General features: G+C 67.5%; 15 protein-coding genes and 1 pseudogene. 8 read left to right on the forward strand and 8 right to left on the reverse strand.

Annotated elements, in window-relative coordinates; genetic code table 11:
- Window positions 1-149: 149 nt before the first annotated feature.
- Both NA10_RS17550 and NA10_RS17555 read right to left on the reverse strand, forming a co-directional pair.
- Window positions 150-821, reverse strand: coding sequence for a hypothetical protein (locus NA10_RS17550; RefSeq protein ID WP_067569055.1), 672 nt, complete (start codon window positions 819-821; stop codon window positions 150-152).
- A 175-nt stretch (window positions 822-996) separates the two neighbouring features.
- A complete protein-coding gene (locus NA10_RS17555; RefSeq protein WP_067569057.1) occupies window positions 997-1,620 on the reverse strand; it encodes a carbonic anhydrase in 624 nt (207 codons plus the stop codon).
- A 127-nt stretch (window positions 1,621-1,747) separates the two neighbouring features.
- Between NA10_RS17555 and NA10_RS17560 the strand changes: the two genes are divergently transcribed.
- Complete coding sequence (locus NA10_RS17560; RefSeq protein WP_067569059.1) at window positions 1,748-2,626, forward strand: HhH-GPD family protein; 879 nt, start codon at window positions 1,748-1,750, stop codon at window positions 2,624-2,626.
- 346 nt (window positions 2,627-2,972) lie between these two features.
- On the opposite strand, the gene NA10_RS17565 is transcribed toward NA10_RS17560, so the two are convergent.
- The 5 genes and pseudogenes from NA10_RS17565 to kstR form a co-directional block, all read right to left on the reverse strand.
- A complete protein-coding gene (locus NA10_RS17565; protein ID WP_067569061.1) occupies window positions 2,973-3,851 on the reverse strand; it encodes a metal ABC transporter permease in 879 nt (292 codons plus the stop codon).
- 362 nt (window positions 3,852-4,213) lie between these two features.
- Window positions 4,214-5,137 (reverse strand): annotated as a pseudogene (locus tag NA10_RS17570) (metal ABC transporter ATP-binding protein); the annotation flags it as partial.
- A gap of 92 nt (window positions 5,138-5,229) precedes the next feature.
- Window positions 5,230-6,156: a metal ABC transporter solute-binding protein, Zn/Mn family gene (locus tag NA10_RS17575; protein ID WP_067569065.1), complete on the reverse strand. Its 927-nt coding sequence runs from the start codon at window positions 6,154-6,156 to the stop codon at window positions 5,230-5,232.
- Window positions 6,157-6,415: 259 nt separating this feature from the next.
- Window positions 6,416-8,986, reverse strand: coding sequence for a trehalose-phosphatase (gene otsB, locus NA10_RS17580; RefSeq protein ID WP_067569068.1), 2,571 nt, complete (start codon window positions 8,984-8,986; stop codon window positions 6,416-6,418).
- 302 nt (window positions 8,987-9,288) lie between these two features.
- Window positions 9,289-9,945: a cholesterol catabolism transcriptional regulator KstR gene (gene kstR / locus NA10_RS17585; protein ID WP_067569070.1), complete on the reverse strand. Its 657-nt coding sequence runs from the start codon at window positions 9,943-9,945 to the stop codon at window positions 9,289-9,291.
- 147 nt (window positions 9,946-10,092) lie between these two features.
- Here kstR and NA10_RS17590 point away from each other — a divergent pair, with 147 nt between their 5' ends.
- Genes NA10_RS17590 through NA10_RS17615 form a run of 6 tightly spaced genes read left to right on the forward strand, consistent with a single transcriptional unit; the run spans window position 10,093 to window position 17,075 of the window.
- On the forward strand, window positions 10,093-12,258 hold the full coding sequence (locus NA10_RS17590; RefSeq protein ID WP_067569072.1) for an acyl-CoA dehydrogenase family protein: 2,166 nt from the start codon (window positions 10,093-10,095) through the stop codon (window positions 12,256-12,258).
- 26 nt (window positions 12,259-12,284) lie between these two features.
- The gene (locus NA10_RS17595; RefSeq protein ID WP_067569075.1) at window positions 12,285-13,373 is read left to right on the forward strand and encodes an acyl-CoA dehydrogenase family protein; all 1,089 of its coding nucleotides are present in this window, start codon (window positions 12,285-12,287) and stop codon (window positions 13,371-13,373) included.
- Window positions 13,358-14,527: an acyl-CoA dehydrogenase family protein gene (locus NA10_RS17600; RefSeq protein WP_067569077.1), complete on the forward strand. Its 1,170-nt coding sequence runs from the start codon at window positions 13,358-13,360 to the stop codon at window positions 14,525-14,527. Before NA10_RS17595 ends, NA10_RS17600 begins: the two co-directional genes overlap by 16 nt.
- Before the next feature lie 12 nt (window positions 14,528-14,539).
- Window positions 14,540-15,490, forward strand: coding sequence for a bifunctional MaoC family dehydratase N-terminal/OB-fold nucleic acid binding domain-containing protein (locus NA10_RS17605; RefSeq protein ID WP_067569080.1), 951 nt, complete (start codon window positions 14,540-14,542; stop codon window positions 15,488-15,490).
- Window positions 15,487-15,906 carry a MaoC family dehydratase gene (locus NA10_RS17610; RefSeq protein WP_067569083.1) on the forward strand — a complete coding sequence of 140 codons (420 nt, stop codon included), beginning with the start codon at window positions 15,487-15,489 and terminating at the stop codon, window positions 15,904-15,906. The genes NA10_RS17605 and NA10_RS17610 overlap by 4 nt, the downstream gene beginning before the upstream one ends.
- Complete coding sequence (locus tag NA10_RS17615) at window positions 15,903-17,075, forward strand: lipid-transfer protein (RefSeq protein ID WP_067569086.1); 1,173 nt, start codon at window positions 15,903-15,905, stop codon at window positions 17,073-17,075. The genes NA10_RS17610 and NA10_RS17615 overlap by 4 nt, the downstream gene beginning before the upstream one ends.
- Window positions 17,076-17,133: 58 nt before the next feature.
- Here the strand turns inward: NA10_RS17615 and NA10_RS17620 are convergent, their stop codons facing one another.
- Window positions 17,134-17,340 carry a DUF5808 domain-containing protein gene (locus NA10_RS17620; RefSeq protein WP_067569089.1) on the reverse strand — a complete coding sequence of 69 codons (207 nt, stop codon included), beginning with the start codon at window positions 17,338-17,340 and terminating at the stop codon, window positions 17,134-17,136.
- A gap of 71 nt (window positions 17,341-17,411) precedes the next feature.
- On the opposite strand from NA10_RS17620, the gene NA10_RS17625 reads away from it, so the two are divergent.
- Window positions 17,412-17,975, forward strand: a complete 564-nt coding sequence (locus NA10_RS17625; RefSeq protein ID WP_067569092.1) for a TetR/AcrR family transcriptional regulator — start codon at window positions 17,412-17,414, stop codon at window positions 17,973-17,975.
- The last annotated feature ends 29 nt before the right edge of the window (window positions 17,976-18,004 follow it).

Here is an 18,004-nt window from a genome sequence, read left to right on the forward strand (position 1 = left end):
GGTCCCACCGTGCGGGCGGCGAAGGCCGGTCCCACCGCGCCAACGGCGAAGGCCGGACCCGGCGGGTCCGGCCTTCGTGCTGAAAAACGTTGGCGAGTGCGCTCTTACGCGATCTTCAGTGCTCGATCAGGCGATGCCTTCGGTGCTGATCAGGCGATATTGAAGGGCTCCGGTGCGCTGCGCACCGAACCCAATTGGGCCACAACGGTGTAGGGGCCCGCGGGCACGGGGACGCGCTCGCCGGCGCAGCCGGGCTGCGAGGTGGCCCCGGACCAGGTGACAGTGAAGGCCGCCTGCTGGCCGGGCATCAGGGTGCGCATATCGGGTGTGCCGTCCGGGTAGCAGTCGGTGCTGGCCCAGAGCCGGCGCTGACCGTCCAGCGACTGCACCGAGACCAGTTGCAGCCCCGAACCCATATCGCGCTCACACGCCGCGCTGGAGATATTGGTGATGACGATGCCGAAGATCGGCTGCTCACCGGTCTTGTAGGTGGGCTGCCCGACATTCACCTTCACGGCCAGGGACTGATCCGAGCACTGGGCCGAACCGGCGACGGGCGCCGCGCTGCCGCTGACCGGGGCCGACGGTTTCGCCGAACCCGAATCGGGTGCGCCCGAGGAGCTCCCGGCGGGTTTGTTGGTCGCGCCGGGGGCGGAGGTGGGCGCCTTGGCATCGGCCTTCTTCTCCTCGCCGCCGCCGCTGCGCAGCAGCGCGAAGGCCACCCAGAGCACCAGTAGCAGGGCGACCGCGATCGCGCCGATCGCGACCAGGCGACGGCGCCAGTAGATTTCCGGTGGCAGTGGTCCATTCGGTTCCAGCACGCTGACAACGGTAAGGGCAGCGTCGGGTGTGTCCCCCGCAGGGTCTCGGCGTGTCGGTGGTGAAAGAGCCTATGGGCCAGGTACATTTCGCCGCCCGGGCGACCGACCAGCCTGCTCGGGAATGGGTGTGCCCGCCGTATCCACAGCGGGCACAAGGGATCTCGACGCGATGCGGCTAGGCGACCTCGCCGATATTGCCGATCACGCGGTGCAGTTCGATCTGGCCCTCGGCGAGGTTGTAGGTGACACACGCGATGGCGCATTCACCGGTCGCCACGCGCTGGGAGATGATCATCGAGCGTTGCATGAGCAGGCGGGCGGTCTCCTCGACGTGCCGGGCCTCCAGTTCGTCGACCTCGCTCAGCCCCTCGCGGCGGCCGATGAGAATGGAGGGCGTGACCCGCTCGACCACACTGCGAATGAATCCGCCCGGCACATTGCCGTGGTCCAGGGCGTCGATGGTGGCGCGCACGGCCCCGCAGCTGTCGTGGCCGAGGACCACGATGAGCGGTACGTGCAGCACCTCCACGCCGTATTCGATGGAGCCCAGCACCGAGGAGTCCACGACGTGACCGGCGGTGCGCACGACGAACATATCGCCGAGGCCCTGGTCGAAAATGATCTCGGCGGCCACGCGGGAATCGCCGCAGCCGAACAGGATCGCGCCGGGTTGCTGGCCACTGACTAGCTTGGCTCGATCGGCGGCTCCCTGGCTAGGATGCTGCAACGTGCCGTTGACGAAGCGTTCATTGCCTTCGCGGAGGGCCTTCCAGGCGCTGATCGGGTTGGTTTGCGGCATGTGTCTCATTCTCCATACGGCAGCGGTTACTGGCGAGTCCGGGACGTTACGGTCCGGCAACCGGCCGCTGGCGGGGCGGTCGCGGAAGGGGTGAGCTGGTGCGGGATCGAAGGACTGTGAGCGTGATATGACAGTGGACAGCGACACTCTGATCGACTGGTACCGGGAGACCGCCCGGGATCTGCCGTGGCGCCGCCCCGGCGTGACCGCCTGGCAGATTCTGATGAGCGAGATCATGCTCCAGCAGACCCCCGTGGTGCGGGTGGAACCGATTTGGCGCGAGTGGGTGGCGCGCTGGCCGGTGCCCTCGGCCATGGCCGCCGCCCCACAGGGCGAGGTACTGCGCGCCTGGGGCAAACTCGGTTATCCGCGCCGGGCGCTGCGCCTGCACGAATGCGCGCGCGTGCTCGCCGAAGAGCACGGCGATGAGGTGCCCGCGGATGTGGACGTGCTGCTGAGCCTGCCCGGCATCGGCGCCTACACCGCCCGCGCGGTGGCCTGTTTCGCCTACGGTCAGCGAGTTCCGGTGGTGGACACCAATGTTCGGCGCGTGGTGGCGCGGGCGGTGCACGGTCGCGCGGAGGCGGGCAATCCGGCCGCCCGCGATCTCGGCGAAACCGAGGCGCTGTTGCCCGCCCGCATCGATCGTGCCGCGGTCTTCTCGGCGGCGCTCATGGAGTTGGGCGCGACCATCTGCACCGCCCGCACCCCCGACTGCGAACGCTGCCCGCTGCCGTCCTGCGCCTGGATCACGGCGGGCCGACCGGCGTCGGAAATCGTGCGCCGCACACAGAAATACGAGGGCACCGACCGCCAGGCCCGCGGGCGGCTGCTCGATGTGCTGCGCGACGCGAGCGGCCCGGTGGAGCGAATTCGCCTGGATATGGCCTGGACCCGTGACGTGGGCCAACGCGATCGCGCCCTGGACTCCCTACTGGTCGACGGCCTCATCGAGCAGACCGCGGACGGCTTGTTCGCCCTCGCGGGCGAAGGCGGCTCCGCGTAGGGGGTCCAAGACCAACGGGACCTGATGGCGGCAGCGATTGAGTAGCCACCGCCCTCAGGCCCCGTTCGCGACACGATCCGCCGCCCCTCATGCGGCAGATCGCACCCCGTCATCCCGGCAACCCACCCCGTTATCCGGCGACTCGGCGCGTCATCCCGGCAGATCGCACCGATAATCCTGGAAGACCGTCCCCTGTCATTCCGGTAGATCGTGCCCTGTCATTCCGGTAGATCGTGCCCCGTCATTCCGGTAGATCGTGCCCTGTCATTCCGGTAGATCGTGCCCCGTCATCCCGGCAACTCGTACCCGTCATCCCGGCATGCTTTTGGCCGGGATTCACCGTTTCTCAGGCGGCCACCAGTGCGCGGCGGCGGGTTCTGGTGCGGGAGCCGATGACCCGGCACACCAGGTAGATGGTGAACGAGATCGCGGTGACGAAGGTCGAGACCGGGACGCCGGGTGCCAGCGACAGCAGAATGCCGCCCACCGCGGCCGTCTCGGCGAAGACGATCGCGAGAATCGTGGCGCGCACCGGACTCGCGGTGATCTGCGCGGCGGCCGCCGCCGGGGTGATGAGCAGCGCGAGCACCAGCAGCGCGCCGACGATCTGCACGCCGAACGCGGCGGTGATGCCCAGCAGCACGGCGAACACGATGGCGAGCGCGCGCACCGGAACCCCGCGCGCCACAGCGACTTCCGGATCGGAGCTGGCGAACAGCAGCGGCCGGTAGACCGCGGCCAGCACGATCAGGACGCCGACGGTGCAGGTGGCCAACAGGGTGAGGCCGTTGTAGCCGACGCTCACCACCTGTCCGGTGAGTAGCGAGAATTTCGAACCCGCGCGCTCGGGGCCCAGCCACAGGAACAGCACGGACAGGCCGAGGCCGAACGAGAGCACCACGGCGATCACCGAATCCCGTTCGCGGGCACGCGAACCCAGCACCCCGAACAGCACCGCCGCCACCACCGATCCGGCAATGGCCCCGAACCCGACGCCGACCCCGGCCAGCAGTGCCGCCGCCGCGCCGGTCAGCGACAGCTCACTGGTGCCGTGCACGGCGAAGGACATCTGCCGACTGATGATGAGCGGTCCGATGGCACCGGCGAGCAGTCCGAGCAGCGCGGCGGCCAGGACCGCCTGCTGTACGAAGTCATAGCCCAAAAGGTGTGCGGTGGTGGAGAAGTCGAACATCTTGGAGAAGACGCCGGAGAGTTTGTCGATCATGCGCGCGCTCCACCCGATTCGCCGGTTTGATCCCCGTCGACCGCTGCGGCGGTGCCGCCGCGGACTGCGCTCGTGTTGCCGTGGGTCGCGCTCATGTCGCCGCCAGCCGCGCTCGTGTTGCCGCCAGCCGCGCTCGTGTTGCCGTGGGTCGCGCTCGTGTTGCCGTGGGTCGCGCTTGTGTTGCCGCGGACCGCGCTCGTGCCGCCGCCAGCCGCGCTCGTGCTGCCGTGGGTCGCGCTTGTGTCGTCGCCGGTCGCGTCGGGGGTGCCGGCGCCGGCATCGCTTCGACCGCTGCCCGCAATGCCGGTTCGTCGGCCTCGACCGGTCTGGTTGTCACCGCGACCGCTCGTCTTCGGGCGACTGTGCTCATCGCCGCCGTGGCAGTGGCCGCCCGCTTCGCCGAGCGCGTCCATGACGTCGCCGGTGCCGACGACCACCAGGCGGCCGCGCACGCGCAGGACGTCGACCTCGGTGCGGTACAGCTCGGACAGCACCTCGGAGGTCATGACCTCGTCGGGAGTGCCGATGCGGAATTTGCCGTCGACCAGGTAGAGGACCCGATCCACCAGCGGCAGAATGGGATTGATCTCGTGGGTCACGAACAGCACGGCGGTGTCGTGGGTGCGCCGCCGCTTATCGATGAGTTCGGAGACCAGCCGTTGGTTGGCCAGGTCGAGCGAGAGCAGCGGCTCATCGCAGAGCAGTACGCGCGGATCGCCCGCCAGCGCCTGGGCCACGCGCAATCGCTGCTGTTCGCCGCCGGAGAGGGCGTCGATGGGCGCAAAGGCGTATTTCTCCGCGCCGACATCCGCGATCGCCTGCGCCACTTTGCGTTTGCGCTCCCTGCGTCCCCGGAAGCCGAGACCCCAGCGGTGGCCGTCGACGCCGAGGCCGACCAGGTCGACGCCGCGCAATTGCACGCCCGCGTCCATGGTCTTCTGCTGCGGTACGTACCCGATGTCCGAATTGCCAAGGCGCGCGGGAGAACCCGCGATCTCGGCGGTGCCCTCCGACAGTCCGACCTGGCCCAGCAGCATTTTCAGCAGCGAGGTCTTACCGGATCCGTTGGGGCCCAGCACCGCGATGAATTCTCCGGGCGCGACCTCGAGATCCAGTCCCTGCCACAGGGTTCGGTCACCGTAGGCCAGTCGCGCGTTCGCCAGTCGCACGGCGGGCGTGACGACGCGCGGGGCCGGAGTGGGCGTCTCGGTGGGCACGCCGCCGGTCACCGGGCAGCCGGATTCCGGTGCGGTGGGGCAGGTTTCGAGCGCGGATTCGGTATTCATGGTGCTGCTCCCGGCTGCGGAGGTGGGAGAGCCCCCGCGCGCGGGTTGCGCGACGGGGGTGGTCTGAGCTGCGGCGGCGGACATGGCGACGCCTAGGCGAGCGCGGTGGCCAGGGATTGGGCGTTGCGGGTCATCCACTGCACGTAATCCAGGCCCTGCGGCAGGGTTTCGGTGATCTCGACGACCGCGATACCGGCGGACTGGGCGATGGCCCTCATATCCTTGGTGGTCTTGTCCTCGGTCTGGATGTTGTAGACCAGGGCGCGAACCTGCTTGCCGGACAGCAGATCCCGGACCGCCGCCACATCGGCGGGGGAGGGGTCGGTGCCCTGTTCGACGGCCTCCTGGAAGGCGTGCGGGGTGCGGTCGTCGGCCTTGGCGTCGAACAGCATGTAGTAGGCGAGCGGTTCGGTCTGCACGATCGGCTGGTTCGGATGCTCGGCGGCGATCTTGGCGGTAATGGCCTCGATCCCGCTCAACTGGGCGGTGAAGGCGGCCGCGCGATCGGCGTAGCCCTGTTTGTGGTCCGGATCGATCGCGCCGAGGGTTTCGGCGATGTGCTCGGCGACGTGGCCGACGATATGCGCGTCGTACCAGACGTGCTCATTGCCGCCGGAGTGATCGTGCCCGTGGCCGGTCGCGGCCGGAGTCTCGCCGTGCGAGTCCTGGCCGGCGATGTCGACCGCGTTCACGGTGCGCTTGTTCTTGCCCGAGACGGCCTTGTCGATGAATTCGTCGTAGCCGCCGCCGTTGTAGACGATGAGGTCGGCATCGCTGATCTGCGCGGCCTGTACGGCGGTGACCTCGTACGAGTGCGGGTCGGCGGCCGGATCGCTGATCAGGGATTCGACCTTGGCGTCGGGGCCCGCGACCTGCTTGGCGATATCACCCCAGACATTGGTGGAGGCGACGATGGTCAGCCCGGAATCGGTCTTCGAGGATCCGCAGGCGCTCAGGGTGGCGACGGTGGCTAGTCCGGCGGCGAGCACGGCGAATCCCTTGGCAAAGCTTCTGGTCACGCGGGGGTACTCCTGAAACACTCTTAACAGAAACGAAAACGATTGCCATTAAAAGGTAGCGCAAGTGACCGCTTCGACCCAACCCAGACCGGTTGGTGTGGTGGGGGACACGTGGGGCCTGCCCCCACCCTCCCCCCGACGGACTCGCCCTGCCTCGGCACTCGGCCCCGCATCGCCTGGGCGGTTCGGCTCCTGTCACCAACGCATTCGGCCCCCGCGAACACTGTTCGCGGGGGCCGATATTGCTTTGTTGAGCCGCTTACGTCATTGCCGCGACCGGCTGGCTCAGCAGCTGGGCGCAGCGCAGCAGGCCGAGGTGGCTGTAGGCCTGCGGGTGGTTGCCGAGCGAGCGTTCGGCGACCGGGTCATATTCCTCGGACAGCAGACCGGTCGGACCCGCCACATCGACGAGCTGCGCGAAGAGCGCCTCGGCGTCCTCGCGTTTGCCGATGAGCAGGTACGCCTCGACCAGCCAGGCCGCGCAGAGGTGGAACCCGCCCTCGCCGCCGGGCAGACCGTCGTCGTGGTGGTAGCGGTACACCGTTGAGCCACTGCGCAATTCGGCTTCGGTCGCCACGACGGTGGCGGCGAAACGCGGATCCGACGGATCAATGAGACCGCTCAGCCCGATGTGCAGGGTGGCGGCGTCGAGGTCGGTGCCCTCGTAGGCGGCGGTGTAGGACTGGACCTCTTCGCTCCAGCCCTCGACCTTGACCTCGCTGGCGATGGTGTCCCGCAGCTTCTCCCAACCGGGTTCGATGGTCCGGTCGAACTGGCGGGCGAGGGTGATCGCCCGATCGGCGGTGAGCCAGCCCATCACCTTGGAGTACACGTGGTGCCGCGGGTTGCCGCGGATCTCCCAGATGCCGTGGTCGGGTTCGCGCCAGCGCCGCTGTACGGCCGAGACCATGGCGTGCACCAGCTCCCAATCCGCATCTGGCAGCGCCTTTTTCGGATCGCTGACGCCCTTGCGCTCACGGGCGTGCGCGAGCTGTGAGATCAGATCGACAATGGGTCCGAAGACGTCGAGCTGCACCTGCATATTCGCCGCGTTGCCGACGCGCACCGGCCGTGATCCGGCGTAGCCGGGCAGCTGGTCGATGACGGCCTCGGGCGGCAGGGTTTCGCCGTAGAGGGTGTACAGCGGGTGCAGTCGCTCGGGTCCGGGCAGGGTCTCCAGCACCCGGTGCACCCAGGCGAGCAGCTCCTCGGCCTCGCCGACCGAACCGAGCGATACCAGCGCCGACGCGGTGAGTGAGGCGTCGCGCAGCCAGCAGTACCGGTAATCCCAGTTGCGCACGCCCCCGATGTCCTCGGGCAGCGAGGTGGTGGCCGCCGCCAGGATCGATCCGGAGGGGGCGTGCACGAGTCCGCGCAGGGTGAGCGCGGAGCGCTTCATGAGATCCGGCTTGAGCGGGGGCAGCTCCAGGGTCGCGGCCCAGTCCGCCCAGTACCGTTCGGCTTCGCGCCGCCGGTCCGGTTCGGGGGTCATGCAGGGTGCGAGATCGGAGGTGCCGCAGCGCATTTCGAGCACGATCGGGCCCTGCCGAGGATCGACCACGGCGCGGGCGGTGTGATGATTGCCCTCGTCGATGATGACCCACTCGACGCCCGGGGAGCGCAGGACGAGCGGATCATTGGTGCCCTGTACCCGCAGTCCGGCGCTGTCGCGCACGATGCGCACCGGCACCTGCCCGAACTCCGGTCGCGGTGCGAAGGTGATGACCGCCTTGGCGTCACCGGTGATGACACGGGTCAGGTCGGTCCGCTCCGGCACCACGTCGTGCGGCAGGTAGTCCACCACCGACAAACTGGCCCAACGGGTTTCGACGGTCATGGTGCCGTCGACATAGCGCTGCGACAGCGGCAGTCCGGCGCGTTCGGGCTGAATGGTGAAGTGGCCCGCGCCCGGTCCGCCGAGCAGGTGTGCGAAGACCGCCGCGGAATCGGGTTCGGGATGGCACAGCCAGGTGATGGTGCCGTCCGGGGTGACCAGGGCCTTGGATCGCGGGCTGGCCAGCATGGTCAGCCGTTCGATTCGAGGGGCGGAGGCTCCTGCCAACCAGGTGCGCCGCTCCTCGAGCAGGAATGCGAGGGCCTTGGAGACGTCCTCGGTGCTCGATACCCGGTACTTGGCGAGGCTTTCGCCGTCGCCGACCTTGATGCCCACGTCCGGTCCGGACAGGCGTTTGAAGGCCTTCTCATCGGTGACGTCGTCACCGATGAAGACCGCGGCGGAGGCGCCCTGCTGATGGCGGACGATATCCAGGGCCGCGCCCTTGTCGGTCTCGACGACCGCGAGTTCGATGACTTCCTTGCCCTCGGTGGTCTGCACGCCGACCCAGCTGGCCGGGCCCTGACGGACCTGAACCACTGCGCGACGGCCGATTTCGGGGCTGGCATTGCGCACGTGCAATGCCACGCTGGCCGGTTTGACCTCGACGGTCGCACCGGGATTGTCCTGAGCGATCTGGCTCAGGGTCGACTGCACTTCCTGCAGCAGTTGTTTGGCGTCGTTGTCGATGGCGTGCACGAAGCCGACATCGAATTCCGAACCGTGACTTCCGATCAACTGCACCTCGACGGGCAGCCGGGACAGGGCCGCGAGATCACGCAGGGCTCGCCCCGAGATCACTGCGGCGGTGGTGGCGGTGAGTCCGGAGAGCGCGCGCAACGCGCTCACGGACTCCCGATGGGGATAGGCCTTCGCGGGGTCGGAAACGATGGGCGCGATAGTCCCGTCATAGTCCGAAGCGACCAGCAGCCGTGGCACTCGGGCGACAGCCGCCAACGCACGGCGAAGTTCCAGTGGCAAATCCTGTGCGCTCACGCATCCAACCTAGTGATCGGAGGAGATTTTTCAGGGCGAGCGTGACTCTACTGGGTGATGATTGCCCGCTCGTTCTGACGGTGATACATAGCGTTTACAAGACGCTCGCGCACCGTTCACCAAATGTCCGATTTCCGCTCGCGCAGAGCGGGTTCGACGCCTGTGAACAGCGACGTTGTGGATGAAAGAACAAGGGCCGGATCGTCTCGAGAAGACGACCGGCCCCGGGTGCATCCGTGCGAAAGCCCGGATTGCGTTCGCCGCGTGCTACTCCCAGGCGTGGGAGTAGACGATGAGAAACCTCACTTGTCGCCGATGAGCAGATCGACGGTCAGCTCCAGGCGTTCGGTCACATCGGTGGCCGAGGCCCGGCGGGTCAGCCACGCAACCAGATTGGACAGCCACACATCGCTGATGACGCGGGCGATGGCGAGCTGACGCTCATCGGGCGTCTCGTCCGAGAGCGCGCGGGCGAAGAAGCGGTCCATCACCTTGCCGACCCGATCGACCTCGGCGGCCGCGGAGGCGTCGGCGAACATGAACGCTCGCGTCATGGCCTCGGTGAGCAGCGGATCGCGCTGCATGGCCCGGGTGATCTGGGTGAGCACCAGGTGCATGCGCTCGCGTGGTTCGCCGCCGGGCAGCGGTTTGCGGCGGCCTTCGAGCTGTTCGAATTCCCGGGCCAGGGCCGAGACCAGCAGATGCACCTTGGACGGGAAGTACCGGTACAGGGTCCCGACCGCGACATCGGCGCGTTCGGCCACCGCGCGCATCTGGACCGCGTCGTAGCCGCCCTTGGACGCCAGCGCCAGCGTCGCGTCGAGGATGCGTTTGCGCCGGTCGCGCTGTGCCGCCGAGCTCAGGTCCTCCTCGCTGAGGGTCGTCACGGGCGCGGTGCGCCCGGTGCCTGCGGGCGGGGTGGCCCCCTCGGCGGACTGCGATCGGGAGGGACTGGCCATCGGTTGAAAGTCCTTTCCTACACGAATCGTTCGATTCATCCCGGCTTCGAGTTCGTACCGCGTTTGGGCGGCGCTTGACTTACGCCCGGCTCGAACATTAGAACATGTTCTAGGAGTGGAAGTCACCCCGGAAAGGCGGTATGGAGTGTGACCATAGCCACCACTGACGAGCATAAAGCCGTCCAGGAGTCCATGCGTGGATGGGCGGCGTCGGTGCGCCCAATTGCAACAATGCGTTCCGGTGGGTCGGATTTCTGGCGCGCATACTGGTCGCGCCTCGCCGATCTCGGAATTTTCCGGGTCGCGGTACCGGAAGAGGCCGGTGGAGCGGGTTGTTCCGTCGGAGATCTCGCTGTCCTGGTGGAGCAGGCGGCGCATGATCTCGTGGGCGGTCCCGTGCTCTCGACGGCCCTTGCCGGCCTCGTTGCCGGGGAGATGCTCGACGAGGATACGCCGTGCGGTGTCGCGCTCGAGGGCGAAATCGCAATAACGTCCGACGAATCCGGCGCCCGCCTGTCCGGCGCCTGGGACGCGGTGCTCGGCGCCGCCCCGGGCACCGCACTGCTGCTGCCGGTCCGCGACGGTGAGCGCCATCTGTGGGCGCTCGTCGACGCCGATGCCGCGGGCTTGCGGGTGGAGCCGCTGCCCGCCATGGACCACACCGTTCCGCTCGCCCGGGTCGAATGCGCGGAGGTTGCCGTCGCCGCGGACCGGCTTTTCGAACCGAAGCTTTCGGTCCTCGATATCGCCGCGACGCTGATTGCCGCCGAGGCCGCCGGTATTGCCGGCTGGTGTTTGGAGACCGCGACCGAATACGCCAAGGTGCGTGAACAATTCGGGCGCAAGATCGGCGAATTCCAAGCGGTGAAACACATTTGCGCGTGGATGCTGTGCCGGGCCGAACAGATTCGCGCGGTGGCCGCCGATGCCGCCGCCGCCGTGGACGCCGAGTCCGGTGAACTTCCGCTCGCCGCGGCGGTCGCACTGTCCATTGCCCTGGACGCCGCGGTGGAGAACGCCAAGGATTGCATTCAGGTCCTGGGTGGAATCGGTTTCACCTGGGAGCACGACGCGCATCTGTATTTGCGCCGGGCGAGTGCCATGCGGCAGTTGCTGGGCGGTTCCGCGCGCTGGCGTGCCCGGGTCACCGAATTGACATTGCGGGGTGTGCGCCGCACCGTGGGTTTGGATCTGGGCGCCGCCTCCGGTGGCTCCGCGGGCGAACCCAATTGGGACGCCGTCGGTTTGGATGCCGCCGAGGCGGCCGTGCTGGCCGCCGAGCTGACCAAGATCGCCGCACTCTCGGAGTCCGAGCAGCGCGCCGCGCTGGCCGCCTCCGGATTGCTGGCCTCGCACTGGCCCAAGCCGTACGGCCGGGGCGCGGGTCCGATCCAGCGCACCTGGATCGACGACCAGATTCGCAAGGCCGGTATCGCGCTGCCCGAGTTGGCGATCGCCAACTGGGCGATTCCCACTCTGCTGCAATGGGGTTCGCCCGAGCAGATCGAGCGCTACGCGCGGCCGACGCTGACCGGTGAGGTCATCTGGTGCCAGCTCTTCTCCGAGCCGGAGGCCGGATCCGATCTGGCCGCGCTGCGCACGGTGGCCGAGCGGGTCGAGGGCGGCTGGAAGCTGCGCGGTCAGAAGGTCTGGACCTCGTTGGCGGACAAGGCGACCTGGGGCATCTGCCTGGCGCGCACCGATCCGGCCGCACCCAAGCACAAGGGCATCAGCTACTTCCTGGTCGATATGAAGAGCGCGGGCATCGATATCCGGCCGCTGGTCGAGATCACCGGTGAGGCGCGGTTCAACGAGGTCTTCCTCGATGACGTCTTCGTCCCGGACGATTGCTTGGTCGGGCAGCTGGAGAACGGGTGGAAGATCGCCCGCTCCACGCTCTCCGCCGAGCGAGTCGCCATGGGCGGCAAGGGAATCGGGGACGAGCTGGAGGCGTTGATCGCCGCCGCGCCGACCTCGGGACCGGGTGCCGAACTGGTGGCGGACCGACTCGGAGGACTCGTCTCCGAATCCATAGCTGGAACATTGCTGGATGCTCGTGCGGCGCAGAAACTGCTATCCGGAGGAGATCCGGGTCCGCAGAGCAGCGTACGCAAGCTGGTCGGTGTCAGACACCGGCAGGCGGTCGCCGAATTTGCCGTCGAAGTGGCGGGCGCGGCGGGTGCCATGGAAACCGATGTGGTGAAAGAATTCCTGCTCACACGCTGTTTGTCCATTGCGGGCGGTACTGAGCAGATTCTGTTGACCGTCGCCGGTGAACGAATTCTCGGACTGCCGCGCGAATCGCACGGTTAGCCCACACCTCAACCGGGAGTAATGAATTGGACTTCACGCGGGACGAGAGCCAAGATGCTGTCGCCGAGGTTGTTGTAAGTTTGCTGGAGCGTGAAAGCGCGCGCGATATCGCGCTCTGGCCGATCTTCTCCGGCAGCGGGCTGCTGGCCGTGCCCCTACCCGAGCGCTTCGGCGGTGACGAGATGGGTCTGCTGGAGGTTTCCGCCATGCTGACCGAACTCGCCACCGACGCGGTGCAGATCCCGGCGCTGAGCACGCTGGCCTTCGGCGTCCTGCCGTTGCTGGCGATCGGCGTGCCGGATGCGTTGGCGGAGAAGGTATTTCCCGCCGTCGCGGAAGGCGCGGTGCTCACCGCCGCACTGCACGAGGCGGGCTCGCCGTTCGTGGTGAAGCCGACGACCGCCGCGGTGGCCGATGGCGACACCGTGCGCATTACCGGCAACAAGGTGGCGGTGCCCTACGCCGATACCGCGCGCTGGATCCTGGTGCCGACCAATGCCGGTGTCGCGGTGGTCGACGGTGACGCGCCGGGCGTCACCAAGACCGCCGGCCCGACATCCGATGGCGTGCCGGAGTTTTCGCTGCGCTTCGACGGGGTGCAGATTCCCGCGGAGCAGTTGCTGCCCGGCGGCATCGCCGAACTGCATCGGTTCGCGCTGGCCGGAATCGGCTCGGTGGCGGACGGTCTGCTCAAGGGCGTGCTGGCGCTGACCGCCGAGCATGTGCGTACCCGGGAGCAGTTCGGCCGTCCGCTGGCCGAATTCCAGGCCGTCGCACAGCAGATCGCCGATGTGTACGTCACCTCGCGCACCCTGCACGCGGCCGCGGTCTCCGCCAATTGGGCGCTCGCTCAGGCTGTGTCTTCCTCGCGGGACGGGGAAAACAACGCCGAACATAGTGAGCGCACCGAAGATGATTTGGATGTTTTGGCGTACACGGTGGCCTCCGAGCTGCCCGCCGCCATGCAGAAGTGTCATCACCTGCACGGTGGCCTGGGCGTCGATATCACCCATCCACTGCACCGCTACTACTCACAGGCCAAGGACATCGCGCGCTGGTTGGGCGGCGAATCGTTCCGGCTGGACCGTTTGGGAGCCAGATGTTCATCGAACTGACCGCCGAGCAGCGTCGCCTCCGTGACGAATTGCGTTCGTACTTCTCCGGTCTCGTCACTCCCGAAGAGGAGAACGAGATGCTGGTCAACCGGCACGGCGACGCCTATCGCGCGGTGGTCAAGCGCATGGGCGCGGACGGCAAGCTGGGTGTGGGCTGGCCGAAGGAGTACGGCGGGCAGGGTTTCGGCCCGCTCGAGCAGCAGATCTTCTACAACGAGGCGGTCCGGGCCGATGTGCCCGTTCCGCTGGTCACGCTGCTCACCGTCGGACCGGCGCTGCAATCGTTCGGCACACCGGAGCAGAAGCAGAAGTTCTTGCCCGGAATCCTCACCGGTGACATTCATTTCGCCATCGGCTATTCCGAACCCGATGCCGGCACCGACCTGGCGGCGCTGCGCACCAGCGCCGTGCGGGACGCCAACGGCGACTGGATCGTCAACGGGCAGAAGATCTTCACCACCGGGGCGCACGAGGCCGATTACATCTGGCTGGCCGTGCGCACCGGCACGGTGGAATCGCGGCACCGCGGCATCACGATCCTGATCGTGGACACCAAGGATCCCGGATACTCCTGGACGCCGATCATCACCGCCGACGGCGCGCACCACACCAACGCCACCTATTTCGACAATGTGCGCGTGCCCGCGAGCATGGTCGTCGGTGAGGTGGACAAGGGCTGGCGGCTCATCACCACCCAGCTCAACCACGAGCGGGTCAGCCTGGGGCCGTCCGGCAAGATCGAACAGCTCTACACCCGGGTGCGCGAATGGGCGCAGAAGCAGGGCGTGCTGGGTGATACCGAGGTGCGGCGCTCACTGGGCCGCCTGCACGCCATGGTGCGCCTGAACGAACTGCTGAACTGGCAGGTGGCCTCCAATATGGAGCGCCCGGACGCCGATCCGGCCGATGTGATCGCCGATGCGTCGGCGACCAAGGTGTACTCCACCGAGGCGCTGCAGGAGGCGGGCCGTCTGGCCGAGGAGATAGTGGGCCGCTTCGGCGACCCCGCCGATCCGGGTACGGCCGAGCTGCTGGTGTGGCTGGACCGGCGCACCAAGCAGAACCTGGTGGTGACCTTCGGCGGCGGCGTCAACGAAGTCATGCGCGAGCTCATCGCCCAAATGGGCCTGCGCCTGCCGCGCGTACCGAGATAGAGGAATTCGACAGTGACGCAAAGCTTCACGGCCGAGGAGATCCTGGCGGCCGCCGAGAAGATCAAGCAGGCGGGGGAGTCCTCCCCGCGCCTGGGCCGCGATCCGGTCAACCAGCCCATGATCAACAACTGGGTGGAGGGGATCGGGGACGCCAACCCGATCTATGTGGACGAGGCCGCGGCCATCGCCGCCGGACATCCGGGCATCGTCGCTCCACCCGCCATGGCGCAGGTGTGGACCATGTTGGGGCTCACCGGGTCTCGGCCCGAGGACGACCCGATGACGGTCACCAACGAGCTGCTCGATGCCGCCGGGTACACCTCGGTGGTCGCCACCAACTGCGATCAGACCTACCACCGGTATCTGGAGATCGGCGAGCGGGTCGCGGTGCGATCCTCGCTGGATTCCATTGTGGGGCCCAAGCGTACCGGCCTGGGCGAGGGCTGGTTCCTGACCTACCGCACGAATTGGTACGTCGGCGATGAGCTGGTCACCGAGATGCTGTTCCGGCTGCTGAAGTTCATGCCGGGCACGGGTGCCGCGCCCAAGGCCGATCCGGCGCAGGATCTCGGCGAGCGGGTCAAGCCGGTAGTGTCGCATGACACTGAATTCTTCTGGGCCGGAACGAAACTCGGTGAGCTGCGCATTCAGCGGCGGCCCGATGGCTCGCTGCAGCATCCGCCGGTTCCGGCCATCTGGCAGGACAGGGCCGAGGAGACCGACTACGTCGTGGCTTCGGGTCGCGGCACCGTTTTCAGTTTCGTCGTGCACCACGCCCCGAAGGTGCCCGGCCGGGCGCTGCCGTTCGTGGTGGCGCTGGTCGAGCTCGAGGAGGGGGTGCGCATGCTCGGCGAGCTGCGCGGTATCGATCCCGCCGAGGTCGCGATCGGGCAGGCCGTCGAGGTCGGCTTCGAGGCGCTCGACGACGACAACACCGTGCCCTATTGGAAGGCTGTTCGATGACGTCCACCGTGGAACTTGCGGCCGTGCGGGTCGGAACCGTATTGCCGGAGTTGGCGATTCACGCCGACACCACCTTCGTGGTCTCCTCCGCGCTGGCCACCCGCGACTTCCAGGACGTGCACCACGATCCGGAGAAGGCGGTGCAGCGCGGATCCAAGACCATCTTCGTCAATATCCTCACCGACACCGGTCTGGTGCAGCGCTTCGTCACCGACTGGGCCGGACCGGCCGCGCGGGTGAAGTCGATCTCGCTGCGCCTGGGTGTGCCGTTGTACGCGGGTGACACCCTCACCCTCTCCGGCACGGTATCGGCCGTCGAGGGCACCGAAATCACCATCGACGTGGTCGGCAAGGACAGCCTGGGCGACCACATCACGGCGAAAGCCGTTATCTCGCTGCAGGAGGCACGCGCGTGACGGGTCTGAGCGGGCGCGCGGCCATCGTCGGCATCGGCGCCACCGACTTCTCCAAGGATTCCGGCCGCAGTGAACTGCGCCTGGCCGCCGAGGCGGTCACCGCCGCACTGGCCGATGCCGGACTCACCCCCGCCGATGTGGACGGCCTGACGACCTTCACCATGGACACCAATACCCAGGCCGCCGTGGCCCGGGCCGCCGGTATCCCGAGCCTGAAGTTCTTCAGCAATATCCCGTTCGGCGGCGGCGCGGCCGCGGCGACGGTGCAGCAGGCCGCCATGGCGGTGGCGACCGGCGTCGCGGATGTCGTTGTGGCGTACCGGGCTTTCAACGAGCGCTCCGGGCATCGCTTCGGGCAGTTCTCCACCCAGTTGGCGGGCAATGCCACCTCTTCCGGTGTGGACAACGCGTTCTCGTACACGCACGGTCTGGGCACACCGGCCGCCCAGGTGGCCATGGTCGCGCGACGCTACATGCACGTATACGGCGCTACCAGTGCGGATTTCGGCACCATCGCGGTGACGGATCGCAAGCACGCCGCGGTCAACCCGAACGCGCACTTCTACGGCAAGCCCATCACCCTGCAGGAGCATCAGGCGTCCCGCTGGATCGCCGAACCCCTGCACCTGCTGGACTGCTGCCAGGAAACCGACGGCGGGGTGGCCATTGTCGTCACCAGTGCCGAACGCGCCAAGGATCTTCCGAACAGGCCCGCCGTAATCGTCGGCGCGGCACAGGGTTCCGGCGCGGACCAGTACGTCATGACCAGCTACTACCGCGACGCCATGACCGGCCTGCCGGAGATGGGCCTGGTCGGGGACCAATTGTGGGCCCAAAGCGGTTTGCGCCCGGAGGATATGCAGGCGGCGATCCTCTACGACCACTTCACCCCGTTCGTCCTCATGCAGCTCGAGGAACTGGGTTTCTGCGGTCGCGGCGAAGCCAAGGACTTCATCAAGGACGGCGCTTTGGAGGTGGGCGGCCGGCTGCCGTTGAACACCCACGGCGGCCAACTCGGTGAGGCGTACATCCACGGTATGAACGGGATTGCCGAGGGTGTGCGCCAGATTCGCGGCACCTCCGTGAATCAGGTTGCGGACCTTCGCAATATCGTCGTCACCGCCGGAACGGGTGTGCCGACCTCCGGTCTGGTGCTCAGCGCCAACTGATCGACGGCAGACAAGGCCCGAGCGAGAGTTCTCCGCTCGGGCCTTTCGCGTGCGGGGCCTAATTCCGGTGGAACACCCGGTAGAGGTTGAAGTCGTAGCCCCAGCCGTAGGACTTGGGGGTGAGGAACCTCGGGTCCTCCGGATTCCACCAGCGGGCCTTGACCCGCTCCCAGGTCGGTCGCCGCCAGTCGTAGGGGACGCCGAGGAATTTTCCCTGCGGTTCCGGGGGAGTGGTGGCGTCTTCGGTGCGCTCCGGTTCGGTCATAGGGCCAGGTTACGGCTGTTTTGACAATTGGGACTTGTGACACGCGAATGAGTGAGTGTACAGTCACTCACATGGCAAAGCGCGGAGTTCTCCTCTCCACCTCGGATGTTCGCCGGGAAGCCGTGCTCGACGCGGCGATCGTGGAGTTCGCCCGGACCGGCTACCACGGGACGCCGATCACCACCGTCGCCGCGGCGGCGGGGATATCGACGGCGTACGTGTTCAAACTGTTTCCGAGCAAGGTGGAGTTGTTCGTCGGGGCGCTGGATCGGTGCTTCGAACAGGTCGAGCGGGCGCTCGCCACCGGTGCGGCCCGCGCCGAGGCGGGCGATCCGGAGAAGATTCTGCACGAAATGGGCGGGGCCTACGCCGAACTCATCTCGAACAAGAGTCTGCTCATGCTCCAGGTGCACGCGCAGTCGGCGACCGATATCGACGAGATCGCCGAGGCACTGCGGCGGGGGCTGGCCCGGGTCACCGATTACGCCAAGTCGCGATCGGGGGCATCCGATGCCGAGGTGCAGAAGTTCATTGCCTACGGGCAGCTGTGTCACCTGATCACCACGCTGGGCCTGGACGGGCACGAAGGTGGCTGGGCCGCGATTCTCAATCTCGGCATTCGCCACCCGGGCTGAGTTCTCCGAGCCTCCCGACCGGAGGCTTT

It is taken from the genome of Nocardia acidivorans NBRC 108247, assembly GCF_001625085.1.
Classification (GTDB): domain Bacteria; phylum Actinomycetota; class Actinomycetes; order Mycobacteriales; family Mycobacteriaceae; genus Nocardia; species Nocardia acidivorans.